Source organism: Streptomyces sp. JJ66 (assembly GCF_019303495.1).
Taxonomy (GTDB): domain Bacteria; phylum Actinomycetota; class Actinomycetes; order Streptomycetales; family Streptomycetaceae; genus Streptomyces.
Map to the genome: position 1 here is coordinate 433,462 of NZ_JAEVFI010000001.1, position 26,921 is coordinate 460,382.

The 26,921-nt window shown below is 71.8% G+C and carries 14 protein-coding genes, 1 tRNA gene and 4 pseudogenes; 4 read left to right on the plus strand and 15 right to left on the minus strand.

The features are described 5' to 3' along the window. Positions 1–25: 25 nt before the first annotated feature. The 5 genes and pseudogenes from recX to JJV70_RS01835 all read right to left on the minus strand — a co-directional run bounded on the left by recX (position 26) and on the right by JJV70_RS01835 (position 3,316). The gene (gene recX / locus JJV70_RS01810) at positions 26–667 is read right to left on the minus strand and encodes a recombination regulator RecX (RefSeq protein WP_219045690.1); all 642 of its coding nucleotides are present in this window, start codon (positions 665–667) and stop codon (positions 26–28) included. A 12-nt stretch (positions 668–679) separates the two neighbouring features. After that, positions 680–1,336: pseudogene (locus tag JJV70_RS23100) on the minus strand (intein-containing recombinase RecA); the annotation flags it as partial. A 105-nt stretch (positions 1,337–1,441) separates the two neighbouring features. Then, positions 1,442–2,302, minus strand: a pseudogene (locus JJV70_RS23105) (recombinase RecA); the annotation flags it as partial. Further along, a pseudogene (gene recA / locus JJV70_RS23110) lies at positions 2,297–2,905 on the minus strand (recombinase RecA); the annotation flags it as partial. The pseudogenes recA and JJV70_RS23105, both read right to left, overlap by 6 nt. A 216-nt stretch (positions 2,906–3,121) precedes the next feature. After that, positions 3,122–3,316 (minus strand): DUF3046 domain-containing protein, encoded by a 195-nt coding sequence (locus JJV70_RS01835; protein WP_219045691.1) that lies wholly within the window; start codon positions 3,314–3,316, stop codon positions 3,122–3,124. Positions 3,317–3,392: 76 nt separating this feature from the next. On the opposite strand from JJV70_RS01835, the gene JJV70_RS01840 reads away from it, so the two are divergent. Further along, positions 3,393–8,036 carry an ATP-dependent helicase gene (locus tag JJV70_RS01840; protein WP_219045692.1) on the plus strand — a complete coding sequence of 1,548 codons (4,644 nt, stop codon included), beginning with the start codon at positions 3,393–3,395 and terminating at the stop codon, positions 8,034–8,036. Between the two features lie 40 nt (positions 8,037–8,076). Beyond that, positions 8,077–8,862: a DNA-formamidopyrimidine glycosylase family protein gene (locus JJV70_RS01845; protein ID WP_219045693.1), complete on the plus strand. Its 786-nt coding sequence runs from the start codon at positions 8,077–8,079 to the stop codon at positions 8,860–8,862. 175 nt (positions 8,863–9,037) lie between these two features. On the opposite strand, the gene JJV70_RS01850 is transcribed toward JJV70_RS01845, so the two are convergent. The 6 genes from JJV70_RS01850 to JJV70_RS01875 form a co-directional block, all read right to left on the minus strand. Continuing rightward, positions 9,038–9,418 (minus strand): helix-turn-helix domain-containing protein, encoded by a 381-nt coding sequence (locus JJV70_RS01850; protein WP_219045694.1) that lies wholly within the window; start codon positions 9,416–9,418, stop codon positions 9,038–9,040. 94 nt (positions 9,419–9,512) lie between these two features. Then, positions 9,513–10,043, minus strand: coding sequence for a CinA family protein (locus JJV70_RS01855; RefSeq protein ID WP_219045695.1), 531 nt, complete (start codon positions 10,041–10,043; stop codon positions 9,513–9,515). Continuing rightward, entirely contained in the window at positions 10,040–10,678 is a 639-nt protein-coding gene (gene pgsA / locus JJV70_RS01860; RefSeq protein ID WP_219045696.1) for a CDP-diacylglycerol--glycerol-3-phosphate 3-phosphatidyltransferase, read from the minus strand. Before pgsA ends, JJV70_RS01855 begins: the two co-directional genes overlap by 4 nt. Beyond that, positions 10,675–12,150: a 30S ribosomal protein S12 methylthiotransferase RimO gene (gene rimO / locus JJV70_RS01865; protein WP_219045697.1), complete on the minus strand. Its 1,476-nt coding sequence runs from the start codon at positions 12,148–12,150 to the stop codon at positions 10,675–10,677. Before rimO ends, pgsA begins: the two co-directional genes overlap by 4 nt. 122 nt (positions 12,151–12,272) lie before the next feature. Further along, positions 12,273–13,109, minus strand: coding sequence for a RodZ domain-containing protein (locus JJV70_RS01870; RefSeq protein WP_308294642.1), 837 nt, complete (start codon positions 13,107–13,109; stop codon positions 12,273–12,275). Positions 13,110–13,411: 302 nt separating this feature from the next. Then, entirely contained in the window at positions 13,412–15,928 is a 2,517-nt protein-coding gene (locus JJV70_RS01875) for a DNA translocase FtsK (RefSeq protein ID WP_308294637.1), read from the minus strand. A 19-nt stretch (positions 15,929–15,947) separates the two neighbouring features. Between JJV70_RS01875 and JJV70_RS23350 the strand changes: the two genes are divergently transcribed. Beyond that, the gene (locus tag JJV70_RS23350; RefSeq protein ID WP_308294638.1) at positions 15,948–16,190 is read left to right on the plus strand and encodes a hypothetical protein; all 243 of its coding nucleotides are present in this window, start codon (positions 15,948–15,950) and stop codon (positions 16,188–16,190) included. 91 nt (positions 16,191–16,281) lie between these two features. Here JJV70_RS23350 and JJV70_RS01880 read toward each other — a convergent pair whose 3' ends face one another. Then, positions 16,282–16,956 (minus strand): two-component system response regulator, encoded by a 675-nt coding sequence (locus tag JJV70_RS01880; protein WP_219045699.1) that lies wholly within the window; start codon positions 16,954–16,956, stop codon positions 16,282–16,284. A 320-nt stretch (positions 16,957–17,276) separates the two neighbouring features. Continuing rightward, positions 17,277–22,796, minus strand: coding sequence for a HAMP domain-containing protein (locus JJV70_RS01885; protein ID WP_219045700.1), 5,520 nt, complete (start codon positions 22,794–22,796; stop codon positions 17,277–17,279). A 433-nt stretch (positions 22,797–23,229) separates the two neighbouring features. On the opposite strand from JJV70_RS01885, the pseudogene JJV70_RS01890 reads away from it, so the two are divergent. Then, positions 23,230–25,856 (plus strand): annotated as a pseudogene (locus JJV70_RS01890) (SpoIIE family protein phosphatase). A 60-nt stretch (positions 25,857–25,916) separates the two neighbouring features. Here JJV70_RS01890 and JJV70_RS01895 read toward each other — a convergent pair. Continuing rightward, a tRNA-Thr gene (locus tag JJV70_RS01895) sits at positions 25,917–25,989 on the minus strand. A gap of 82 nt (positions 25,990–26,071) precedes the next feature. Next, positions 26,072–26,761 (minus strand): DegT/DnrJ/EryC1/StrS family aminotransferase, encoded by a 690-nt coding sequence (locus tag JJV70_RS01900; protein ID WP_219045701.1) that lies wholly within the window; start codon positions 26,759–26,761, stop codon positions 26,072–26,074. Between the last annotated feature and the right edge of the window lie 160 nt (positions 26,762–26,921).

Consider the following 26,921-nt stretch of genomic DNA (forward strand, 5'->3'; position numbering starts at 1 on the left):
CGCTGGGATCGGGACCTGCGATCACCTAAGCCTCCGGCAGGTACTCCTCCAGCAGCTCCGTATCCTCCTCGTCCTCCGCCTCCAGGGCCTGGCGGACGACGCGCAGCGCCAGACCCTCGGGATAGCCACGGCGGGCGAGCAGGCCAGCGAGGCGGCGCACCCGCTTGTCTGGGGGCAGGCCCCGGGTGGAGCGGAGCTTGCGGTCAACCAGCGCGCGGGCTGTCTCCTCCTCCTGCGCGGAGCCGAGCTGGCCCAGCGCGTCGTCGATGACCGCCGCGTCCACGCCCCGGGTGCGCAGCTCGCGGGCCAGCGCCCGGCGGGCCAGGCCCCGGCTGTGGTGCCGGGATTCCACCCAGGCGTCGGCGAAGCTCGCGTCGTCGATCAGCCCCACCTCCTCGAAGCGGGACAGCACCTCCTCGGCTGCCTCGTCCGGGATCTCCCGCTTGCGCAGGGCTTCGGCGAGCTGGGCCCGGGTGCGGGGCGTGCCCGTCAGCAGCCGCAGGCAGACAGCGCGCGCCCGCTCCACCGGGTCCTGCGGCGGGTCCTTTGAGCCCTGGGGCGTGGGCGGTGCCGTCTCCTCGGCCCTCGACGAGGAGACGGCACCGCCGTCTTGGGGTGGCGGGCTGCTCGGGGCGCTGTGCTCCGGCCAGTCGGTACGCCGTGTCATACCGTGCCCGGGTCAGCTCTTGGCCGGGCTGGCGGACTTGGCGGCCCTCCCCTTGGCAGCCGTCGCCGGTGCGGACTTGGCGGCGGGCTCAGCGGCCGGTGCCGTGCCTGTGGCCGCGTCCGGGCCCGGCTCGACCACGGGTTCCTGTGGCCGCACGCCGATGCCCAGCTTGTCCTTGATCTTCTTCTCGATCTCGTTGGCCAGATCCGGGTTGTCGCGCAGGAAGTTGCGGGCGTTCTCCTTGCCCTGGCCCAGCTGGTCGCCCTCGTAGGTGTACCAGGCTCCGGACTTGCGGATGAAGCCGTTCTCCACGCCCATATCGATCAGGCCGCCCTCACGGCTGATGCCCATGCCGTAGAGAATGTCGAACTCCGCTTGCTTGAAAGGCGGAGCGACCTTGTTCTTCACGACCTTGACCCGGGTGCGGTTGCCCACCGCGTCCGTGCCGTCCTTCAGCGTCTCAATGCGGCGGATGTCCAGCCGCACCGACGAATAGAACTTCAGCGCGCGGCCACCGGTCGTGGTCTCGGGGCTGTTGTGCACCATCACGCCGTCGACGAAGTAATTGTGGGTGCCCTCCACTTCGATGTCGAACTTGCGCATGGACCGGGTCGGCGGCTTGACGTGAATGTCCAGCACACGGGAGGCGACGAGCCGCTGGGCCTCTGCCGAGAACTGTGGCTCGACGGTGAACTGGCCACGGAAGCGGGGGAGAAGCTTGTATTCCATCGAAGGGTGGATGTAGGGCGCCACCAGCTTCTGGAAAGCAGCGGACGCCTCGGTGGAGAACTGGAGCACGGCCACCTGCCGTGCTCCGGAGAGGCGCAGCTTCACATCAAGACCGTGGGTGTCACGCAGATAGTCGACGATACGGTCACGCGAGCCCTCGCTCATCGCCTCCACGCAGATTTCGACCCGCCCGCTGCCGCCCTCGGTACGCGCCTGGAGGCCCTGGGAACGCACGGTGAAGCAGCCGTCGTCCATGTACCAGACCGCCAGCGCGAGCGGCGTCATGGCCTTGAGATGTTCCCAGGTGATGTGCTTCTTGCCGTCCCCGAAGTAGACGACCTGCCGCAGCTCCTCCAGCTCGGGGAGGGGTGTGAAGTCGGCGAAGACCGCTCCCTTGGCATTCGTGCTGCGGGTGCACCCGATGTTGCCGAGCAGTGACACCTTCCAGTCAAGGTAAGCGGCCTGCTCAGCGCCATGCCCCATCCGGAAGCGCACACCTGAGCGCTCGCGCCGGTCGGGCGACAGGCTGCCGTCCCCCATCACGGAACCGAGAATCATCTGTTCCTGCTGGGTGCTGAGCAGCTTCTTCTCGGCCAGCAGCACCCGGTCTCCGGCAAGGAGCTCACCGGCCTCACGCCAGCCCCCTGGCGTGCGAACGAGGTGGTTCTCGGTGGCCGCGAACCGCGCCCTGCCGTTGCCCCCGGACCTGGCCACGGTGAACTGCAGGAACCGCTCGGCATCGCCGTTGTCGAACCAGTTGGTGATGCGGCGCGGCACGATCCGGTCGGCCTCGGGGTCGTAAGACAAGACCTCCACGTCCATCTTTTGACGGACGATTTTGCCGATCTTCTCTTGAGTGCCGTCCGCGAGGGTGACCTTTGTCCCGTAGGACATGCACCCGAACATGACGCCGACCTTCTCGCGGAGCTGGTTGATGAAGATCGCTGTCGTCTTCGACTGGCTCAGGGCACCGGTGATCTTGCGCAGCGCCTGGCTCATCAGGCGGGCCTGGAGACCGACGTGGGAGTCACCCATCTCGCCCTCGATCTCCGCGCGCGGCACCAGGGCCGCCACCGAGTCGACCACGATCAGGTCCAGCGCGCCGGACCTGATCAGCATGTCGGTGATCTCCAGCGCCTGCTCGCCGTTGTCCGGCTGGGAGAGGATCAGCTGATCGACGTTCACTCCGAGCTTCTTGGCGTACTCCGGGTCCAGCGCGTGTTCAGCGTCGACGAAGGCGACCGTGCCGCCGGCCTTCTGGGCGTTGGCCACCGCGTGGAGCGTGAGTGTCGTCTTGCCCGAGGACTCCGGGCCGTAGACCTCCACCACGCGCCCGCGTGGCAGGCCGCCGACGCCGAGCGCGACGTCCAGCGCGGTCGATCCGGTGGGGATGACCTCGATGGGCTCGTTCGGCCGCTCGCCCAGGCGCATCACGGCGCCCTTGCCGAACTGCCGTTCAATCTGCGCGAGCGCGGCGTCGAGCGCCTTCTCACGGTCGGTTCCTGCCATGGGTGCCACCGGTTTCTGGTTCGTTCGCTTCACGTCCGCCGACGCTAGCGGCTGCCACTGACAAGCGGCCCGGGCAGCCCCCGGCCCGTTTCCGCCGCCACCCATGGGAATCGATGTTCGATTTGTGTGTCAAGTTGCCGCGCCGACCCTGTGGAGAACGACAAAAAGGCTGGTCAGAGGCGTTGGGGAGGGGCGCTGGTGCTGCTCAGCGGCTGGTCAGCGCAGCTCTGCGGGCACGTCCACCGCCCGGCACACTCCGCGCCAGACCTCCTTCGCGCTCCACCCCGCGTCCAGCGCCTCGTGGACCGTGCGACCGCCCAGTTCGGACATCACGTGGTCGCGCGCGAAGGAGTCGGCGTACGCACCGCCGAAGTGCGCCGCCATCCGCTCCCAGAAGTCCGTCAGCCGCATGCCTTCCAGTATCACGCAGGCGGGCGCGGCAGCCGGGCGCGGAGCCGTTGTCAGTGGTCCGGTGCACGATGGGGGCATGGGTCACCCGACGGCTCACCCAGCCCTGGACGGCTTCTCCCCCGCGACGCGCGCCTGGTTCGCGGGGGCCTTCCGCACGCCCACCGCCGCCCAGGAAGGCGCGTGGCAGGCACTGCGCGAGGGCGCGGACGCGCTGGTGGTGGCGCCCACGGGTTCCGGAAAGACGCTGGCCGCGTTTCTGGCCTCGCTGGACCGGCTGACAGCCGAGCCGCCGCCCGCCGACGCGCTCAGGCGCTGCCGTGTCCTGTACGTCTCACCGCTGAAGGCACTGGCCGTGGACGTCGAGCGGAACCTGCGCAGCCCGCTGACGGGCATCCGGCACGAGGCGCTGCGTCTGGGCCTGCCCGAGCCTGACGTGCGGGTGGCGCTCCGCTCCGGTGACACCCCGGCCGCTGAGCGCCGCTCGATCTCCCGTCGCCCGCCGGACATCCTGATCACCACGCCCGAGTCGCTGTTCCTGATGCTGACCTCGCAGGCCCGCGAGGCGCTGAGCGGCGTGGAGACGGTGATCCTGGACGAGGTGCACGCGGTGGCGGGTACCAAGCGCGGCGCCCACCTGGCCCTGTCGCTGGAGCGGCTGGACGCGCTGCTGGAGCGTCCGGCGCGCCGGGTGGGCTTGTCCGCGACGGTGCGCCCGGTGGAAGAAGTCGCCCGCTTCCTGTCCCCGCAGCGCCCGGTGAAGATCGTGCAGCCGCCCGCCGGGAAGGAGTTCGCGCTCTCGGTGGTCGTCCCGGTGGAGGACATGGGCGAGCTGGGCGGTTCCCCGGCGCCGGACGCGGAGGAGATGAGCGCCAAGCCGTCGATCTGGCCGTCCGTCGAGGAGCGCATCACCGATCTGGTGCAGGCGCACCGTTCCACGATCGTGTTCGTCAACTCCCGGCGGCTGGCCGAGCGGCTGTGCAACCGGCTGAACGAGATCGCCCACGAGCGGGCGACGGGTGAGCCGCTGCCACGGGACCAGTCCCCCGCCGAGTTGATGGGCGGTTCCGGCGCGGCGGGGGGTGCGCCGCCGGTGCTGGCCCGCGCGCACCACGGCTCGGTGTCCAAGGAGCAGCGCGCGCAGGTCGAGGAGGAGTTGAAGGCGGGGCGTCTGCGGGCCGTGGTCGCCACCTCCTCACTGGAGCTGGGCATCGACATGGGTGCGGTGGACCTGGTGGTGCAGGTCGAGTCGCCGCCGTCGGTGGCCAGCGGATTGCAGCGGGTAGGGCGGGCCGGGCATCAGGTGGGGGCGGTCTCGGCGGGCGTCGTCTTCCCCAAGTACCGGGGTGACCTGGTGCAGTCGGCGGTGGTGACGGAGCGGATGCGGCAGGGGGCCATCGAGGCGCTGCGCGTTCCGGCGAACCCGCTGGACGTGCTGGCGCAGCAGCTGGTGGCGATCACCGCGATGGACAGCTGGGACGTGGACGAGCTGCTGGCGCTGGTGCGGCGGGCCGCGCCGTTCGCCGCACTGCCGGAGTCCGCGTACACCGGGGTGCTGGACATGCTGGCGGGCCGCTACCCCTCCGACGCGTTCGCCGAGCTGCGCCCGCGCGTGGTGTGGGACCGGGTGGCGCACACCGTCACCGCCCGGCCTGGTGCGCAGCGGCTCGCGGTCACCTCCGGCGGGACCATTCCCGACCGTGGCCTGTTCGGCGTCTTCCTCGCGGGGGCGGACCCCAAACGCGGCGGCGGCCGGGTGGGCGAGCTGGATGAGGAGATGGTGTACGAGTCGCGGGTGGGGGATGTCTTCACGCTCGGCACCACTTCCTGGCGCATCGAGGACATCACACGGGACCGGGTGCTGGTCTCGCCCGCCCCCGGCGTCCCGGGGCGGCTGCCGTTCTGGAAGGGGGATCAGCTGGGGCGCCCGCTGGAGCTGGGCCGGGCGCTGGGCGGGTTTCTGCGCGAGGTGGGCGCACTGGAGGAGGACGCCGCCCGGGCCCGGCTGGCCGATGCCGGTCTGGACGAGCTGGCGGTGGGCAACCTGCTGGCGTACCTGGCCGAGCAGCGGCAGGCGTGCGGCCACATCCCGGATGACCGGACGATCGTCGTGGAACGCTTCCGGGACGAGCTGGGTGACTGGCGCGTCGTCGTGCACTCTCCCTTCGGCGCCCAGGTGCACGCGCCGTGGGCGCTGGCGCTCGGCGCGCGGCTGACCGAGCGGTACGGGCTGGACGCGCAGGTGATGCACGCTGACGACGGCATCGTGCTGCGCCTGCCCGACGCCGACCTGCTGGGGCTGGACGCCCCGGAGGGCGCGCTGGAGGCGGGCAGCGCCTTCGACGACGAACAGGCGCCCGTCGGTGCGCGGGATGTGCTGTTCGAGCAGGCCGAGGTGGACCAGCTCGTCACCGATCAGGTCGGCGGTTCGGCCCTGTTCGCCGCCCGTTTCCGCGAGTGCGCGGCGCGGGCCCTGCTGCTGCCGCGCCGCGATCCGGGCCGGCGTACGCCGCTGTGGCAGCAGCGTCGTCGCGCCTCGCAGCTGCTTCAGGTGGCGAGCGAGTTCGGTTCGTTCCCGATCGTGCTGGAGGCGGTGCGCGAATGTTTGCAGGACGTGTTCGACGTGCCCGGCCTCGCCGAGCTAATGGGCGACGTGGCGGCGCGCCGGGTGCGGCTGGTGGAGGTCACCACGCGCGAGCCCTCGCCCTTCGCGCGCTCCCTGCTGTTCGGCTACGTCGCCCAGTTCCTCTACGAGGGTGACACTCCGCTCGCTGAGCGCCGCGCCGCCGCCCTCTCGCTGGACTCGCGCCTGCTGGCGGAGCTGCTGGGCCGCGCCGAGCTGCGCGAGCTGCTGGATGCCGAGGTGCTGGCGGAGCTGGAGGCCGAGCTGCAGTGGCGCACCGGGGAGCGCCGCGTGAAGGATGTCGAGGGGGTGGCCGACGCGCTGCGGCTGCTCGGGCCGCTGACGGGCGGCGAGCTGGCCGAGCGCGGCGCCGACCCGGGGTGGGCGCCCCAGCTGGTGGCGTCCCGCCGGGCCATCGCCGTGCGCGTCGCCGGAGTCGAGCACTGGGCGGCGGTCGAGGACGCGGGCCGGTTGCGGGACGCGCTGGGCGCGGCGCTGCCCGTGGGCGTCCCGGAGGCGTTCACCGAGCCGGTGCCCGACCCGCTGGGTGATCTCCTCGCCCGCTTCGCCCGCACCCACGGCCCGTTCACCACGGAGCAGGCCGCGGCCCGGTTCGGGCTCGGGCAGGCCGTGGCGGACGGCGCGCTGCACCGCATGACGGCGGAGGGCCGGCTCGTCCGGGGCGAGTTCCACCCTGCGGGGGCCGGGCAGGAGTGGTGTGATCCGGTGGTGCTGCGCAGGCTGCGGCGCCGCTCGCTGGCCGCGCTGCGCGAGGAGCTGGAGCCGGTTCCGGCCACGGCGCTCGCGGCGTTCCTGCCGCGCTGGCAGCACGTGGACGGCGGCGGGCTGCGCGGGATTGACGGGCTGGCCCGCGCCGTCGAACAGCTGCAAGGGGCGGCTGTGCCCGCCTCCGCGCTGGAGCGGCTGGTGCTGCCGAGCCGGGTGGCGGGCTACACGCCCGCGCTGCTGGACGAGCTGACGACGGCCGGTGAGGTGGTGTGGGCCGGGGCTGGTGCGCTGCCGGGCAAGGACGGCTGGGTGGCGCTCTGCCCGGCTGACGTCGCGCCGCTGCTGCTGCCCGAGCCGCACCCGCTGGAGCTCGGCCCGTACCACCGCGCCGTGCTGGACGCGCTGGCGGGCGGATACGGGTTGTTCTTCCGGCAGCTCGCCGAGCGGGTCCGGGCGGGGGAGCCGGAGGCCACCGACGCACAACTCGCCGACGCCGTGTGGGAGCTGGCCTGGTCCGGCCGCCTGACCAACGACAGTCTGGCCCCGCTGCGCAGCCTGCTCGGCTCGGGGCGTACCGCTGGTTCCACCGCGCACCGGGCCCGGCGTCCGGCGCCGCGCGGCCGGTACGGTTCCCTCGCCCTGCGTACCGCCGGGGCGGGTAATCCGGGCGGGCAGGGGGCGGCGCGCGGCGGACCGCCTACGGTCGCCGGCCGCTGGTCGCTGCTGCCGCCCCGCGCAAGCGCGCCGGAGGACGCCACCGTCCGCGCCCACGCCACCGCGCGCACCCTGCTGGACCGGCACGGCGTCGTCACTCGCGGCGCCGTCGCCGCCGAGGGGGTGCCCGGCGGCTTCGCGGCCGTCTACCGGGTGCTGTCGGCGTTCGAGGAGAGCGGGCAGGCCCGGCGCGGCTACGTGGTGGAGCACCTGGGCGCCGCCCAGTTCGCGATGGAGGGTGCGGTGGACCGGCTGCGCGCCCTGCACACCGCCCGCGAGCGGGAGCGTGCGCCACGGGCCGTGGTGCTCGCGGCGGCCGACCCGGCGAACGCCTACGGTGCCGCGCTGCCCTGGCCGGAGCCGCCTGAGGGTGCCGGGCACAAGCCGGGCCGCAAGGCGGGCGCACTGGTGGTGCTGGTGGACGGCGAGCTGGTGCTGTACCTGGAGCGCGGCGGCAAGTCGCTGCTGGGCTGGGGAGCGGGGGCGGCGCTGGAGGCGGCCACGGCGGCCCTGGCCGAGGCCGTGCGGGCCGGGATGCTGGGTTCCCTCACCGTGGAGCGGGCTAACGGCGCATCGGTGCTGACGGCGCCGCTGGGCCGGGTGCTGGAAGCCGCCGGTTTCCACGCCACCCCGCGCGGTCTGCGGCTGCGGCCGTGATACCGGGCCGCACCGGGCGGGGGCCTGAGAAGCTGGTCCCATGCCCGAGGGAGATACGGTCTGGCGCACCGCGCGACGCCTGGACGAGGCGCTGTCCGGCGCCCGGCTGGAGCACGGTGAGCTGCGGGTTCCGGCGTTCGCGGCGGCGGAGCTGGCTGGCCGGGTGGTGCTGGAGACCCTGCCGCGCGGCAAGCACCTGCTGACGCGGCTCAGCGGTGGCCTCACTCTGCACTCGCACCTGCGGATGGACGGCGCCTGGCGCCTCTACCCGGCGGGCGACCGCTGGACGGGCGGACCGGGCCACGAGATCCGCGCGGTGCTCGCCTCGGCCACCACCGCGGCGGTCGGCTACCGGCTGCCGGTGCTGGAGCTGCTGCCCACCCCGGCTGAGCCGGACGCCGTCGGGCACCTTGGCCCGGACCTCCTCGGCCCCGACTGGGACGCCGCCGAAGCGCTGCGACGGCTGCGCACCGTCCCGGAGCGCGCGATCGGTGAGGCCCTGCTGGACCAGCGCAACCTCGCCGGGGTGGGCAACGTCTACCGCTCCGAGCTGTGCTTCCTGACCCGCGTCCTGCCCTGGACGCCGGTCGCGGACGTGCCGCACCCCGAGCGCCTGCTACGGCTGGCGCAGCGCCTGCTGGAGGTGAACAAGACCCGGGCTGAGCGCTGCACCACCGGGGACCGCCGCCGCGGCCGCATGCTGTGGGTCTACGGCCGCCACCGCAAACCCTGCCTGCGCTGCGGCACGCCCGTTCGCCGCGCCGAAGCCCCCGGCCCCCACGGCTCCTCCCGCCCGCTGTACTGGTGCGCCCACTGTCAGCGGTGAGGGGAGCGAAGGCGAGATCTGGGCACGGTGTCCCCAAGGTGGACACCGTGCACGTCTGGGGCCGTCCCGGGCCTGCCGGTGGCTTCGCGTGCCTGCACGGGTGGCCGCCTCGGGGCTGAAACGCACGGTGCCGAGGCCCGGGGGCCTCGGCACGCGGTGTCGAACGTAAGGGTGGTCAGGCGGCGACGACGTCCACGGCCTCCTGGGGCCGCTTGATCGTCACGCGCTCGTCCGGCCGACCGGTGACGGAGGTGACCGACACCGGGTTGAGCATGGGCCGCATCGGCGCGGGTACCGCATCGCTGGCGGCCGACTGAGCCAGCTCGGCCAGGGCCAGTTCGTCGCTGACCTCACGCATCAGCTCGGACATCGGGACGTCCAGCGCGTCACAGATAGACGACAGCAGCTCGGAGGAAGCCTCCTTCTGCCCCCGTTCCACCTCGGACAGGTAGCCGAGTGAGACGCGCGCGGATGCGGAGACTTCGCGCAGGGTACGGCCCTGACGCTGGCGCTGCCGACGCAGCACGTCACCCAGCAGGCGACGGAGCAGAATCATCGGTGGCTCCCTCCTCGGACCGTGGACCTGAATCCTTCATGCCCCACCGTACCGCCTACAACCGTGGCCGTGCGGGGAGCTATCTCGTGTTCACTCAGGGCTGCAAACATCCTTTCTCCCCTCGGTGTTCCGTACCCTGTCCCCCGGCCTTCCCCAGAACTTCCGCGCGCAGGAGGCGGAGAGCGGCCTGAACGCTGTCCCGCCGGATCCGCGCGCGGTCACCGTCGAAGTCCAGGCTGCGGGCACTCACCTCGCCGCCTGGTCCGGCGACGGCCACGTGGACCCGGCCGACCGGCTGCCCGTCCTGCGGATCGGGCCCGGCGACTCCGGTGGTGGCCACGCTCCAGTGGGTACCCAGCAGCTCCCGCACTCCACCCGCCATCTGCCGCGCGACGTCGGCGTTCACCGCGCCGCGCTCGGCGAGCAGCGTGCCGTCTACGCCCAGCAGGCGCGACTTCAGCTCGGTGGCGTAGGCGGTCACCGAGCCCGCGAAGGCCCGGGAGGCGCCGGGGACGGCGGTGAGGGCGGCGGCGACCAGCCCCCCGGTGAGAGATTCCGCCGCGCTGACCGTCTCCCCGCGCGCCACGAGGAGCCCGATCGCCGCTGCCGCGCTGTCGTCGGTCATGACGCCTGCTCCGCGGCCCGCCCGGCCCGGCGCAGCCGGGCGGCCTGGTGTACGTACTCCACCGCGCTGGCGACGGTCAGCACCACGGCGGCGGCCATGACCCACCAGCGCAGTGAGGCCAGCGGCCCGTCCAGCACGAGGATGTACATGCCGACGGCGACGCCCTGGAACAGCGTCTTGAGCTTGCCGCCCCGGGAGGCGGGGATCACCCCGTAGCGGATGACCCAGAACCGCATCAGCGTGATGCCCAGCTCGCGGCCCACGATGACGCCGGTCACCCACCAGGGCAGGTCGCCCAGTACGGACAGGCACACCAGCGCGGCGCCCATGATCGCCTTGTCCGCGATGGGGTCGGCGATTTTGCCGAAGTCGGTGACGAGGTCGTAACGGCGCGCCAGCTCACCGTCGAACAGGTCGGTGATCATGGCGACGGTGAACGTGGCCCAGGCCAGTGAGCGCCAGCCGGGGTCATGGCCGCCGTCGGCGACCATGAGCAGGACGAAGACCGGCACCAGGGCCAGCCGGAGCATGGTCAGGAGGTTGGCGATGTTCCACAGGCTCACGTTCCGGGCGGCGGTCCGGTGCGCCGGTGCCAGGGGACCGCTCCCGGCCGTGGAGGCCGGGATGCCTGTCATGGGGACGCCTCCTCCACGGTTGCCGGCTCAGCGACCAGGTCAACGCCCTCGGCCGCCAGCGCCTTCGCTTCGACCATACGTCCGGGGGTGAGCCCGGCGCAGCCGGGACCGGTCAGGCGTACCTGGCCGTCGGTCTCGGGTGCCTGGTGGGCGGCGCGGCCGAGTACGCCCTCGTCCGCGTCGACGCTCTCCACCAGCACCGACAGCCGCTCGCCCACCCGTTCCTCGGCACGCTGCGCGGTCAGCTCCTCGGCGAGCGGTGTGAGGTGCGCCAGCCGCTCGGCGACGGCTTCCGGTGCCAGCTTGTCGGCGTAGCCGGCGGCCTCGGTGCCGTCCTCGTCGGAGTAGCCGAAGACCCCGATGGCGTCCAGTCGCGCCCCGGTCAGGAAGCGCTCCAGTTCGGCGAAGTCGGCCTCGCGCTCACCGGGGAAGCCGACGATGAAGTTGGAGCGCACTCCGGCCTGCGGCGCCTTGGCCCGGATGGTCTCCAGCAGCTCCCAGAAGCGCTCGGTGTCCCCGAAGCGGCGCATGGCGCGCAGCACGGTGGGCGCGGCGTGCTGGAAGGACAGGTCGAAGTAGGGCGCGACGTTTTCGGTGCCGGCGAGCACGTCGATCAGGCCGGGCCGCAGCTCGGCGGGCTGCAGGTAGCTGACGCGGACGCGTTCGATGCCCTCGACGGCGGCCAGTTCGGGCAGCAGCGTCTCCAGCAGCCGGATGTCGCCGAGGTCCTTGCCGTAGGAGGTGTTGTTCTCCGAGACCAGCATGATCTCCTTCACGCCCTGCCCGGCCAGCCAGCGGGTTTCGCCCAGCACGTCAGCGGGGCGGCGGGAGACGAAGGAGCCCCGGAAGGAGGGGATGGCGCAGAAGGTACAGCGCCGGTCGCAGCCCGAAGCGAGCTTGACGGACGCGACGGGGCTGGTCTCCAGGCGGCGGCGCAGCGGGGCGCGGGGGCCGGAGGCGGGCGCCAGCCCGTCGGGCAGGTCGGCCGGAACGGAGTGCGGGGCCTCGCCGTGACCGGGCAGCGCCACGCCTGAGTCCTGCCGCTCGGCGGGGCTGATGGGCAGCAGCTTGCGCCGGTCGCGCGGGACGTGCGGGGTGTGCACACCGCCGGAGAGGATGGTCTGGAGCCGCTCGGAGATGTCGGTGTAGTCGTCGAAGCCGAGCACGCCGTCGGCCTCGGGCAGCGCCTCGGCCAGCTCCTTGCCGTACCGCTCGGCCATGCAGCCGACGGCGACGACGGCCTGGGTGCGGCCGGAGCTCTTGAGGTCACCGGCTTCCAGCAGTGCGTCGACGGAGTCCTTCTTGGCGGCCTCGACGAAGCCGCAGGTGTTGACGACGGCCACGTCGGCGTCGGTGGCGTCGGGCACGAGCTGCCAGCCGTCCGCTGCCAGCCGGCCCGCCAGCTCCTCGGAGTCCACTTCGTTTCGGGCGCAGCCGAGAGTGACCAGGGCGACGGTACGGCGATCGGGCATGCGCTCACCCTACTTCGTTCCGCCCCGCGCGACGGCCGGGCCCCGCTGGTGCGGAAACCCGGCCGGAGGGACGACAACGGACGACGGGGGCACGCGCAGGGGCACGCACAAGAGCCGTGGGCTCACCCCTGGGCCGGGTCCCCCTTGGTGTAGCTGACGCGCTGGACCTGGCCGACCTCCCCGACCGGCTCGACCTGCTTGCCGTTGACGAAGATCTGCACGGCGCCAGCGTTGCCGAGCACCAGGTCGATCTTCTCGTCGTCGGTGAAGGTCTCGCTCTCGCCGTCCTTGAGCACACCCTCATGCAGGTAGCGGCCGGTGTGGTCCTTAGCGGAGATCCAGCTGTTGCCGCCGTCCGCGACGAGCTTGACGGTCACCTTGTCGGCCGGGGCCGCGGCGATGGGGCTCTGAGTCGGCTCCGGTTCGGGCTCGGGTTCCTTCTCCTCGGCGGGCGCGCTCGGGGAGGCGGAGGCGGTTTGCTGGTCGGTGGCCACGGTGTCGCCGCCGTTGTCACCGCCGCCGAAGAAGGTGAAGCCGACGAAGCCGACGACTACGACGATCGCCGCGACCATGGCCGCCGTCCAGTTGGGGCGGCGGCGTTCGGGCTTGAGGCGTTCGGCTTCGAACAGTGGTGCGGCCTCGGTGGGCTGGGGGCGCCCGCCGTGCTCGGCGTCGTACCGCGCCACCAGGGGGTCCGGGTCGGCGCCGACGGCCTTGGCCAGGGAGCGGATGTGGCCGCGGGCGTACACGTCGCCGCCGCAGCGGGAGAAGTCGTCCTGCTCGATCGCGTGCACGATGGGGACACGCACGCGGGTCGCGGAGCTGACCTGTTCGACGGTCAGACCGGCGTCCACGCGGGCCTGGCTGAGAAAGCGGCCGAGAGTGGGCCGTTCCTCCTCGGGCAGGGCTGAAGTGCGGTCCTCTTCGGGTGAGTTGCCGGGGCTTCCGGGAGTGCCGATGGACACGAGGGCGCCTTTCGAGCGTGTAGCCACCTGCTGGGCATTCAGTCTAGAGGTGTCAGGAGCGGAGCGGGCAAGCGGGCGTACGGACTGTGTGGGCCATCGGGAGGGCCTGCCACCCGAAGGGCTGCCCCGTACCGCCACGCGGGAAGCGCGACGGACAAGGTGATGTTCCGCTTACCCGCTTAACGTGACGTATGGCATAACGAAACGGTTGCCCGGGTGTTCCTTACGGTTGGGCTTCGTCCCGGTCACGGCCTGGACTCGCCTGCCCGTCTCCCCCGTGCTCCCGCCCCCGCACGTCACGCCTCACCGCGGATCGTGGCCAGCACGCCGTCCAGGTCTTCGGGCTTCACCAGGACGTCGCGGGCCTTGGAGCCCTCACTGGGTCCGACGATCTCGCGGCTTTCCATCAGGTCCATCAGCCGCCCGGCCTTGGCGAAGCCGACGCGCAGCTTGCGCTGGAGCATCGAGGTGGAGCCGAACTGGGTGGAGACGACCAGCTCGGCCGCCTGGCACAGCAGGTCCAGGTCGTCGCCGATCTCCTCGTCGATCTCCTTCTTCTGCTTCTGCCCCGTGGTCACGTCGTCCCGGAAGACGGGCGCCATCTGCTCCTTGCAGTGCGCCACGACGGCGCGGATCTCGTCCTCGGTGACGAAGGACCCCTGCATACGGGTGGGCTTGCCCGCGCCCATGGGCAGGAACAGCCCGTCACCCTTGCCGATCAGTTTCTCCGCGCCCGCCTGGTCGAGGATGACGCGGCTGTCGGCGAGCGAGGACGTGGCGAACGCCAGCCGGGAGGGCACGTTGGCCTTGATGAGCCCGGTGACGACGTCCACCGAGGGGCGCTGGGTGGCGAGCACCAGGTGGATGCCGGCGGCGCGGGCGAGCTGGGTGATGCGCACCACGGCGTCCTCCACATCGCGCGGAGCCACCATCATCAGGTCCGCCAGCTCATCCACGATGACCAGCAGGTACGGGTAGGGCGACAGTTCCCGCTCGCTGCCCTCGGGCGCGCTGACCTTCCCGGCGCGGACAGCGTGGTTGAAGTCGTCGATGTGCCGGAAGCCGAACGCCGCGAGGTCGTCGTAGCGCAGGTCCATCTCGCGCACCACCCACTGCAGGGCCTCGGCGGCCTTCTTGGGGTTGGTGATGATGGGCGTGATCAGGTGCGGGATGCCCTCGTATGCGGTCAGCTCCACCCGCTTGGGGTCCACCAGCACCATGCGCACGTCCTCCGGGGTCGCCCGCATGAGGACCGAGGTGATCAGGCAGTTGATGCAGGAGGACTTGCCGGAGCCGGTGGCGCCCGCGATGAGGACGTGCGGCATGCGGGTGAGGTTGGCGTTGACGTAGCCGCCCTCGACGTCCTTGCCGAGCGCCACGACCATCGGGTGCTCCTCGCCCTGGGCGTGCGCCGAGCGCAGCACGTCCCCGACGTTGACCATCTCGCGGTCGGTGTTGGGGATCTCGATGCCGACGGCCGACTTGCCCGGGATCGGCGAGATGATGCGCACGTCGGGGCTGGCGACGGCGTAGGCGATGTTCTTGGTCAGCGCGGTGATCTTCTCCACCTTCACCGCGGGCCCCAGCTCCACCACGTAGCGGGTGACGGTCGGGCCGCGGGTGAAGCCGGTGACCGAAGCGTCCACCTTGAACTCGGTGAACACGGTGGTGAGCGAGTCGACGACGGCGTCATTGGCGGCGCTGCGGGTGCGCCCGGGGCCGCCGCGCTCCAGCAGGTCCAGTGCGGGCAGGGCGTAGGTGATGTCCCCGGAGAGCTGGAGCTGCTCGGCCCGCGCCGGCAGGTCCCCCGCGGGCTCGGGCGCGGGCTTGGTGAGGTCCGGCACCGAGCCCGTCGCACGCGAGGTGCCTCCCCCCTCCCCACGGCCGCTACCGGCGCGGCGCCGGACGGGTGCGGCGTCCACCTCCCCCGAGTGCTCGTCCTCCTCCGCGCGCTCGGCGGAGACGGTCGAGCTGATCCCGGCGACCAGCGGCGAGGGCTGCACGCCGTGCAGCAGAGCACCGTCGAGGTCGGCGGCGGCAGCGGCGGCGAGGTCCACGGCGTCCAGCGAGCTGCCGTCGCGGCGCGTTCCGGAGCCGGTGGCGAACGCGGGCCGCCGCTCCCCGCCGCGCGTGCGCCGACCGCCCCGGCGACGCGGGTCCAAGGCCCCCTGCCCGCCCTCCTCGGGCACGGTCTCCCCGCGCGGGTCGGCGCGGCGCTGGCGCGGCGGGGCCTGCCGGGCGCCGGTGTCCGACTCCTCCCCCGGTTCCGGCGCGGCGACGACGCCCAGCCGCTCCCCGAGTTGCCGCAACCGCTGCGGGATGGCGTTGACCGGCGTCGCGGTGACCACCAGCAGGCCGAACACCGTCACCAGGACGAGCAGCGGTACGGCGAGCACTTCGGTGACGGTGTAGATCAGCGGCATGGCCGCGCCCCAGCCGATGAGCCCGCCGGCGTCCCGCAGCGCCTCATCTCCCCCACCGCGCCCGGGGGCCCCGCACGCGATGTGCACCAGCCCCAGTACGCCGACGACTAGCGCGGACAGTCCGATGACGATGCGTCCGTTGGCCTCGGGCTGCTCGGGGTGCCGGATGAGCCGGACCACCAGCGCGCCGAGCAGTACCGGCACCAGCAGGTCAAGCCGTCCGAACGCGCCGGTGACGAGCATGGTGATGAGTTCACCGACCGGGCCGCGCAGGTCTGACCAGGTGCCGGCGGCGATGACGAGGGCGAGGCCGAGCAGCAGCAGCGCCAGGCCGTCCTTGCGGTGGGCCGGGTCCAGCCCCTTGGCGCCGCCCACTATGCCGCGCAGCACCGCACCGACGGTATGGGCGATGCCCAGCCAGATCGCGCGCAGCAGCCGGAAGATGCCGCCGGTCGGCGACGGCGCGGGCTTGGGCGGCGCCTTCCTCGCGGCCGCCTTCTTCGCCGGCGGCCTCTTCGGGGTGGCCTTCTTCGCACCGGCCGCCTTCGCCGGCGGCCTCGCCGCTGCCTTCTTCGCGGGCGCCTTTCCCGCGGCACCGCTGCCGGACGTACGTGAGGCCATGGTGGTGAGGTTACCGCCGCGGGCCGCGTGAGGCACGGACGGACCGCCGGGCCGGACGGGGTGCCCGTGCCGAAGGGGGCGGGGCGCCACCCGTGACGCGGCCTCAGCCGTGCGGCGTCAGCTCACTGCTGGGACGGCACCGAGGCGGGATGGCCGTCGGTGCCCGGCTCCAGCGCGTCAAGTGCCCGGCGCAGCCCGGTGAGTTTGCGTTCCAGGTGGGCGGCGGTGGCCACCGCACCGGCGTCCGCGTCGTCGCCCAGCTGCTTGGAGAGGGCCTCGGCCTGCTCCTCGACCGCCGCGAGCCGCGCGGACAGTTCGGCGAGCACACCCGCCGGGTCCTGCGCCTCCTCAGCGCCAGCGCCCGACTCCAGCTGGAGCCGCAGCAGTGACGCCTGCTCGCGCAGCTGGACGTTCTTCATGTACAGCTCGACGAACACCGACACCTTGGCACGCAGCACCCAGGGGTCGAACGGCTTGGAGATGTAATCGACCGCACCGGCCGCGTAGCCGCGGAAGGTGTGGTGCGGGCCGTGGTTGATGGCGGTGAGGAAGATAATCGGGATGTCCCGGGTGCGTTCACGGCGCTTGATGTGCGCGGCCGTCTCGAAGCCGTCCATGCCCGGCATCTGAACGTCCAGCAGGATCACGGCGAAATCGTCCGTGAGCAATGCCTTGAGCGCTTCCTCCCCTGACGATGCCCGCACCAGCGTCTGATCGAGCGCGGAGAGGATCGCCTCCAGCGCCAGCAGATTCTCCGGCCGGTCATCGACCAGGAGGATCTTGGCCTTCTGCACCATGGCCCGTCCTCCTCGCCCCGGTGGCACCTGGGGCACCACGTGTGGGGACGACTCCTTTGCGCCGCCCGTCCTTGTGCCGGTCATGGTAGCCGCACCCTGCGGGGCACCACACCCTGTTACCGAGATGTCACTGTGCACGCAGCGGGAACGCCCCGTACAACCGGGAGGTTCCCGAACGCCACAGTTCCACCCGGAACCGGCCACGGTCAGTCAACATACCTCCCTTCGGGGAAGCCTCACATATCGGCCCTGGCCGTGGTGTCCTCGGCTGCTCCTTGGCCGCCTGCCCTGGCCCGCGCGGCTGCGCTGCCGCCCTGCCCTCAGTGCCCCATCCACTGGGACATCACCGACAGCAGGTGGCCTGGCTCGACGGGCTTGGTGACGTGGTCCGAGGCACCGGCGTCGATGCTCTTCTTCTGGTCGCCCTGCATCGCCTTCGCCGTCAGCGCGATGATCGGCAGACCGGCGAACTGCGGCATCCTGCGGATGGCCTGCGTCGTGGCGTAACCGTCCATCTCCGGCATCATGATGTCCATCAGGACCAGGGCGACGTCGTCATGCTGCTCCAGCACCTCGATGCCCTCGCGTCCGTTCTCCGCGTACAGCACCTGGAGCCCGTTGTGCTCCAGCACGCTGGTCAGCGCGAACACGTTGCGCACGTCGTCGTCCACGATGAGCACCTTGCGGCCCTGGAGGGTGCTTCGGTCCGGCGGCACCGCCTCCGGGGACGGCACCGGCCGCTCCTCGGCGACGGCCGGGGCGTCCGCGCGCGCGGCGCCGTCCACGGCCTGCGGCGCTTCCTGGTGCTGTGCGGGTTCCGCGGGCGCCTGAGGGGCCTGGGGGTCCTGCCGGGGTGCGGACGGCTCCGCGGGGGCCAGCTCGGGCGCCCGCGGTGCGGCGGCCACCGGGGCGGCCGGTTCAGACGATGCGGCGGCCGCGGTGGAGTGGCCCGGCTCAAAGACGCCCGGCAGGGCCAGCGGCGCCCCGTCGGGCTGCTCGAACCCCGGCGGCGGCAGCTCGGTGGGGTACAGCGGCAGGTAGAGCGTGAACGTCGAACCGCGTCCGGGCTCGCTGACGGCGCCGATCTCGCCGCCCAGCAGGCGGGCGATCTCCCGGCTGATCGACAGGCCCAGACCGGTGCCGCCGTACTTGCGGCTCGTGGTGCCGTCGGCCTGCTTGAACGCCTCGAAGATCACCCGCATCTTGCTGGAGGCGATGCCGATGCCGGTGTCCGCCACCGAGAACGCGATCAGCTCAGCGTCGGCGTCCCGCAGCGCGCCCTGTTCCAGCATCTGTTCCCGGATGGCGACCGGGACATCGGCGCGGGCCGGACGGATCACCAGTTCCACCGCGCCGGTGTCGGTGAACTTCACCGCGTTCGACAGCAGGTTCCGCAGCACCTGGAGCAGCCGCTGCTCGTCGGTGTGCAGGGTCGGCGGCAGCTCGGGGGAGACGCGCACGGAGAAGTCGAGGTTCTTCTCCGCCGTCAGCGGCCTGAAGTGCGCCTCGACGTAATCCACCAGCTGCACCAGCGCGATGCGGGCGGGGCTGACGTCCATCTTGCCCGCTTCAACCTTTGACAGGTCCAGAATGTCGTTGATCAGCTGGAGCAGGTCGGAACCGGCGCCGTGGATCGTCTCGGCGAACTCCACCTGCTTCGGGCTGAGGTTGCCCTCGCCGTTGTCAGCCAGCAGTTTGGCGAGGATCAGCAGCGAGTTCAGCGGTGTGCGCAGCTCGTGCGACATGTTCGCCAGGAACTCCGACTTGTAGCGCATCGAGACCGCCAGCTGCTCGGCGCGCTCTTCCAGCACCTGCCGGGCCTGCTCGATCTCGGTGTTCTTGATCTCGATGTCCTGGTTGGTCCGGGCCAGCTGCTGGGCCTTCTCCTCCAGCTGGGCGTTGGAGTTCTCCAGCGCCTTCTGCCGGTTCTCCAGCTCCTTCGAGCGCTCCTGCAACTGCTCGGCCAGCTCCTGCGACTGCCCCAGCAGCATCTCGGTACGGGTGTTGACGCTGATCGTGTTGACGCTCGTGGCGATCATCTCGGCGATCTGGATGAGGAAGTCCTTCTGGATCTTGGTGAACGGCTGGAACGCCGCCAGCTCCACCACCCCGAGCGTCTGCCCCTCGAAGACGACGGGGATGAGGATGACGTCGGCGGGCGGCGCCTCCCCAAGGCCGGAGCTGATCTTCAGGTACTCCGGCGGCACCGACTCCATCATGATCGGACGCTTCTCGGCCGCCGCCGTGCCCACCAGCGACTCACCGGGCGCGAAGACCGCCGGCATGTTGCCGGGCGCGTACCCGTACTGGCCCAGCAGCCGCAGTTCGTACGTCCCGTCGCCCTCCCCGACGCCGGCCATCTCGGCCGCCCCGCCGGTGGGTGCCGCCAGGAAGAACGCCCCGTGCTGCGCGGAGACCGCGGGCGCCAGTTCGCTCATGATCAGCTGTGCGACGTCCTTGAGGTCACGGCGGCCCTGCATCAGACCGGAGATGCGGGCCAGGTTGCCCTTGAGCCAGTCCTGGTCTTGGTTGGCGAGCGTGGTCTCGCGCAGGTTGCGGATCATCTCGTTGATGAACCCCTGCAACTCCAGGATCTCCCCGGCCGCGTCCACGTCGATCTTGACGCTCTGGTCACCACGGGTCACCGCCGTGGCCACGTCCGCGATGGCGCGGACCTGGCGGGTGAGGTTCCCGGCCATCTCGTTCACCGACTCGGTGAGGTCCTTCCACGTCCCGGCCACGTCACGCACCCGGGCCTGGCCGCCGAGAATGCCGTCGGTGCCCACCTCCCGGGCCACCCGCGTCACCTGCTCGGCGAAGGAGGACAGCTGGTCCACCATCGTGTTGATCGTCGTCTTCAGCGCCAGGATCTCCCCGCGCGCCTCGATGTCGATCTTCTTCGTCAGGTCGCCCTTGGCGATGGCCGTCGTCACCTGGGCGATGTTGCGCACCTGACCGGTGAGGTTGTTGGCCATCATGTTGACGGACTCGGTGAGATCCTTCCACGTCCCCGCCACGCCCGGCACCCGGGCCTGGCCGCCCAGGATGCCGTCGGTGCCCACCTCGCGGGCCACCCGCGTGACCTCGGCGGCGAACGACGACAGCGTCGTCACCATCGTGTTGACGGTGTCCGCCAGCTGCGCGACCTCGCCGCTCGCCTCGACCGTCACCTTCTTGGTCAGGTCGCCGTTGGCGACCGCCGTGGCCACCTCGGAGATGTTGCGCACCTGACCGGTGAGGTTGTTCGCCATCAGGTTGACGTTGTCGGTCAGGTTCTTCCAGATCCCGGAGACGTCGCGCACCTGCGCCTGCCCGCCGAGCTGGCCCTCGGTGCCCACTTCGCGGGCCACCCGCGTCACCTGTTCCGCGAACGACGACAGCTGGTCCACCATCGTGTTCACCGTCGTCACCAGCGCCAGGATCTCGCCCTTGGCGTCCACGGTGATCTTCTTCGACAGGTCCCCCTGGGCGACGGCAGTGGTCACCTCGGCGATGTTGCGGACCTGGGAGGTCAGGTTGTTGGCCATCCCGTTCACCGACTGGGTGAGGTCCTTCCAGGTGCCCGAGAGCCCCTTGACCTCGGCCTGGCCGCCGAGGATGCCCTCGGTGCCCACCTCACGCGCCACTCGCGTCACCTGCTCCGCGAACGACGACAGCTGGTCCACCATCGTGTTGATTGTGGTCTTCAGCTCCAGGATCTCCCCGCGCGCGTCCACCGCGATCTTCTGCGACAGATCGCCGCGCGCCACCGCCGTGGCCACCTGGGAGATGTTGCGCACCTGCGAGGTGAGGTTCCCGGCCATGCCGTTGACGGAGTCGGTCAGCTCGCGCCACACCCCGGCGACGCCCGGCACCTGCGCCTGACCGCCCAGCCGGCCCTCGTTGCCCACCTCGACGGCGACCTGTGTCACCTGGTCGGCGAACGCGGAGAGCTGATCGACCATCGTGTTGATGGTGTTCTTCAGCTCCAGGATCTCCCCGCGCGCGTCCACCTGGATCTTCTGCGACAGGTCGCCGCGCGCCACCGCCGTCGTCACCTGGGCGATCTGGCGCACCTGATCGGTGAGGTTGCTCGCCATCGAGTTGACGGAGTCGGTGAGGTCCTTCCACGTACCGGAGACGCCGTCCACCCGGGCCTGACCGCCCAGCCGGCCCTCGGTGCCCACGTCCCGCGCCATGCGGGTGACCTGCTCGGCGAACGCCGACAGTTGCGCCACCATGGTGTTGACGGTGTTCTTCAACTCCAGCATCTCGCCGGAGACATCCACGGTGACCTTCTGCGACAGATCACCATTGGCCACCGCCGTCGTCACCTGCGCGATGTTGCGCACCTGGCCGGTGAGGTTACGGAACGCGGTGTTGACGGAGTCCGTGAGGTCCTTCCACGTCCCGGCCGCGCCCGGCACCTCGGCCTGACCGCCGAGGCTGCCCTCCACGCCGATCTCGCGGGCCACCCGCGTCACCTCGGCACCAAAGGACGACAGCTGATCGACCATCGTGTTAACGGTGTTCTTCAACTCCAGCATCTCGCCGGAGACATCCACGGTGACCTTCTGCGACAGATCACCATTGGCCACCGCCGTCGTGACCTGCGCGATGTCACGCACCTGCGCCGTGAGGTTGCGAAATGCGGTGTTGACCGAGTCCGTGAGGTCCTTCCACGTGCCGGCCACGCCCGGCACCTGCGCCTGACCGCCCAGGATGCCCTCGGTGCCGACCTCGCTGGCCGCCCGCGTCACCTCGTCGGCGAACGTGCGCAGGGTCTCCGTCATCGTGTTGATCGTCCTGGCCAGCTGCGCGACCTCGCCGCGCGCGTTCACCGTGACCTGCTGCGACAGGTCGCCGCCCGCGACCGCCGTCGTCACCCGGGCGATCTCCCGCACCTGCGAGGTGAGGTTGCCCGCCATCAGGTTCACCGAGTCCGTCAGGTCCTGCCAGACGCCGCCGACGCCCTCGACCCGGGCCTGGCCGCCCAGCTGGCCCTCGGTGCCCACCTCACGGGCGACGCGCGTCACCTCGGACTGGAAGGAGGACAGCTGGTCCACCATCGTATTGACGGTGTTCTTCAGCTCCAGCATCTCCCCAGCCACGTGCACGGTGACCTTGCGGGAGAGATCGCCCTTGGCCACCGCCGTCGTCACCAGCGCGATGTCACGCACCTGCGCCGTCAGCCGGGACGCCATCGTGTTGACCGAGTCGGTCAGATCCTTCCAGGAACCGGACATGCCGCGCACCTGCGCCTGACCGCCCAGCTTGCCCTCGGTGCCGACCTCGCTGGCCACCCGCGTCACCTCGTCGGTGAACACCGACAGCTGGTCCACCAGCCCGTTCACCGTGCGGGCGACCTTCAGGAACTCCCCGCGCAGCGCGTGCGGCGGCGACCCGTCCACCCCTTGCACCCGCAGGTCCATGCGCTGGCCCAGGTCACCCTCGGCGACGGCGGTCAGCACCCGCCCCACCTCGGACACCGGCCGCACCAGGTCCTCCACCAGCGCGTTGGAGGCGTCCACGGCCGCGGCCCACGAGCCCTCGCAGCCCCCTGCCTCCAGCCGCTCCGTCAGCTTGCCCTCGCGCCCCACCACGCGGCGTACCCGCGACAGCTCGTTCGTCAGGTGCAGATTGCGGTCGGCGACCTCGTTGAAGATCGCCGCCACCTCGGCCATCGGCCCCTCGCCCGCGACAGTGAGCCGCTTGCGGAAGTTGCCGTCCCGCATCGCCATCAGCGCGGTGCGGAGCCGGTCCAGCGCAGCCCTGTCTACCTCGACGGTCCCCCCCTTACGGGCCCGACCGCCCTTCGGTCGCGTACCGGCGCTCACGCGCGCCGCTCCGCCAGAGTCCACCGTGTCCCTCCTGCAGGTTCGACGTTCCGCCCGCTGGCCTGGGCCAACTTTCCTAGTGTTTCACCTCGGCCCCTGGAGGCGATAACAGTTCGGCAGCATCGCACACCATGCCCGCGCCGGGCCGCCAGGGGATGGCACCGGGGCAGGCCACCACGAGGGGGAACACGTGCAACCCGCACCCGCCAACCCGGGCAACCTCAGTACCCTGGCCTCCGGCAGCCAAGCGAGTACGACGGGCACGATGACGGGTACGAACACGGGCACAGGAACGGCCGCGCAGACGGCCACCGCGACGGGCACAGAAGGGGCCGGGGTGAACCAGCAAGGCGCCAGGCCGGGACGGGCGGCGCACGTGGGCCCGCAGCGAACCGCCGGTACCCCGGGCACCGGCCCACAGCGGGCCACCGACACCTACCAACCTCCGGGGAGCGCAGTGATCACGGCACGGGCCGCAGCCACCTTCGAACCGGTCGGACGATCGGTCGCTGCCGCCCGCGGCTTCGTGCGCGACACCCTCCAGGGCTGGGGGCTGGCCGACGTCGTGGACGACGCCGTGGTCCTGACCAGCGAGCTCGTCACCAACGCCGTCGTCCACGCCGGCACCTCCGCCGAGGTGCGCTGCCTGCGCGATGGCAACGGCGTCCGCGTCGAGGTCGTCGACCGGTACCCCGAGCGGGAAGTGCCCCTGCGGGACGAGACGCACGCCCTGCCCGGCCCCGACCGCGAGGGCGGCCGCGGCCTGCTGCTGTGCGCGGCGCTCGCCGCCCGCTGGGGCGTGGACTACACCGCGCGCGACAAGCACGTCTGGTTTCGCCTTGACCTGCCCCAGCGCCCCGTGGGCACCCGCGCCGCAGGGCCCGCGCTGCCCGACGAGGCGCTGCCCGTCGCCGACCGCCGGGTGCGTGTCGCCGTCGTCCAGATCAACCGCACCGGCGCCGTCACCGCCTGGAACGACGACGCCGCCGCCCTCACCGGCCACCCCAGCGAGCAAGTCGTCGGCAAGCCGCTCACCGACTACGTCGCCTGGCCCCACACCCCCGGCACCGGCACCGGCATCGCCGAGGCCCTGCTCCTGTCCCGCTGGGAGGGCACCTACGGCCTGCGCGGAGCTGACGGGCGCACCATCCCCGTCTACGCCTCCCACCTGCGCGTCCGGGACGCCGAGGGCGAACCGTCCACCGTCTGCCTGCTCGTACGCGACCACGAGCGCGCCGTACTGGCGAGCCCGCTGCGCCCCGCCACCGACTCAGGTACCCGGTCCAGGGCGGGCTCCGGCTCCGCCGAAAGGCGCGCACGCAGCGCCGACTCCTTCGAGACCTTCATCGGCTCCCCCGCCCCCGAAGACCTCGACGGCCTGCTCCGGCGCACCGTCGAGCGGGCCCGCGACATGCTCGACGGCGACGCCGCGTTCCTGCTGCTGGCCACCGACGACGAGACGGAGCTGGAAGTCCGCGCCTCCACCGGCCTGCCCGCTGCCCGCCAGCGCTTCGCCCGCGTTCCCGTCGAAGCCGGCAGCGGCCGCTACGGCAGCGCCCGCATGCCCTCCGTCCACGACGACGTCACCGCCGTCCCCGGCGCCGTCCCGCTGCTCGACAGCACGGGCATGCGCGCGGTGGTCACCGTGCCGCTGAAGGTCGAGGGCCGCCTCACCGGCTCACTCGGCGTCGCCGCCGAAACCGCCGGACGCTACAGCAACGAGGAGGCGCTGCGGCTGCAGTTCGCCGCCGACCGCATCGCGCTCGCCGTCGAGTCTGCCCGCCTCACCGAGCTGGAACGGCTGCGCCGCGGCTCGCTGTCCTTCCTCGTCGAAGCCTCCGACCTGCTCGCCGGAACCCTCGACCGCGACCAGACGCTGGCTCTCATGGCGCAGATGACCGTGCCGACGCTGGCCACCTGGTGCGCCGTCTACACCATCGCCGAACCGAGCGCCGAGCCAGAGCTGTCCTACGTCCTGCACGAAGACGAAGACCGCATCGACGGGTTGAAGGCGCTGCTGACCAAGGTGGCGCCGCCCGAGCCCGTCCTCTCCCCCGGCGCCCGCCCCTGGAGGGCCCCGCCGAGGCCGCCCACTCCACCGCCATGCGTACCTCGCTGCGCAGTCTGCTCCTGGACGACGACACCATCACCGCGCCCGGCGCTACCCTGGCCACCGCTTCCGCCGTCGGTGGCGAGACCGTCGTCCTGCCGCTGGTGGCCCGCAACCGCGTCATCGGCATGCTCACCCTCGGCAAGCCCACCGACGAACGGTTCCGCCAGGAAATCCTCGAACTGGCCGAGGATCTCTCCCGCCGGGCCGCCCTCGCCCTGGACAACGCCCGCCTGTACTCCGAGCGCACCGCGATCAGCCAGTCCCTGCAGCGCAGCCTGCTCCCGCCGGAACTGCCCAAGGTGCCCGGCGTCGAGGTGGAGGTCATCTACCGCGCCGCCGGCGAGGGCAACGAGGTGGGCGGCGACTTCTACGATCTGTTCCCCATCCGCGAAGGCGCCTACGGCTTCGCGATCGGCGACGTCTGCGGCACCGGTCCGGAAGCGGCCGCCGTCACCGGCCTGGCCCGGCACGCCCTGCGGCTACTCGCCCGCGAGGGCTTCACCGGCCCCGCGGTGCTGGAACGGCTCAACGCCGCGATCCTCGACGAGGGCGCCCGCAGCCGCTTTTTGACGCTGCTGTATGGCGAGGTGTGGCCGCGTGAGGAAGGCGGCGCCCGGCTGAAGGTGGTGTGCGCCGGACACCCGCTGCCGCTGCGCCTGCGGCAGGACGGCAGCGTCGAACCGGCCGCCGAACCGCAGCCCCTGCTCGGCGTCATGGAGGACCTGGAGCTGCACGAGCAGGAGCTGACACTCGATCCGGGCGACGTCCTGCTCTGCGTCACCGACGGCGTCACCGAGCGCCGCGAGGGCACACGCATGCTGGGCGACGACGGCCTCGCCGAAGTTCTCACGACGTGCACGGGCCTCAACGCCGGTGCCGTCGCCGCCCGCATCCTGCGCGCTGTCGAACGCTTCGCCGCCGACGCCCCGTCAGACGACATGGCGATTCTGGCCATGCGCGTACCGGAGTAAGCGATCCGCCTGCTCAGACGGCGAAGGCCCCCACCGATCGGTGGGGGCCTTCGCCGTCTGAGCCCCAAAACGGAATCGAACCGTTGACCTTCTCCTTACCATGGAGACGCTCTGCCGACTGAGCTATTGGGGCGCGCCGACGGCATCGATCATACCTGACGCTGACGGGCGTTCCGACCACGGTCGCCCACCCGCTACGGTGCCGTTCGCCCAGTTCAGCAGGCAGGTTCGAGGACGAGACCGCCGAGCGCACGGCACGCGGCGACCACGCGGTTCACCTCACGCCGCGTCATGGCCCCGTGCAGCGGCAGCGCCAGCGTCTGAGCCACCGCCCGCTCCGTCTCCGGCAGCCACACCGCGCTCCGGTGCGCGGGCATCCGGTGCGCCGGTGTCGGAACCGGTACCTCCGCACACACGCCCCGGCTGCGCAGCGCCCGGCGGAACGCGTCCCGGTCCGGACGCCCGTTGCCGGGCACCCGGATTACATAGGCCGTGTAGGCGTGGTCCCGGCCGGGCACCGGCTGCGGTGTGACGACGCCGCTCAGGCGGGAGTTAAGGTACGCCGCCACCTGACGACGCCGGGCAGCCGCGAGCGACACCGTGCTCTCCGACGCCCCGCCCAGTTCGGCCACCGCGATCCCCCGGCGCCGCGCCAGCCGTGCGAAGCCCGCCCGATCCGGTGCCTGGCCGAAGAGCGCCAGGGAGACGACAGCAGCAGTGCGAGCGGTGACGGCGCCGTCAGCGGCTGCGGGGTCAAGGCAGAAGCTGGCAGGTTCGATGTCCGCGAACACGGGCACGGCGCCCAGCGCCCGCACCGCATCGGCCACCGCCATCCCGCCGAACGACGGCAGCACCACCTCGTCTCCGGTCCGCACACCGATCGCGGCCAACTCTGAGGTTCCCATAGGCATGATGCTCGCCACGCGACATGAACGACCGGTGACGGAACCAGAAAAAGCCCGAGGCCCTGAACTGAAGTTCAGGGCCTCGGGCCACAAGTTGTTCGGCGGTGTCCTACTCTCCCACACGCTCCCGCATGCAGTACCATCGGCGCTGAAAGGCTTA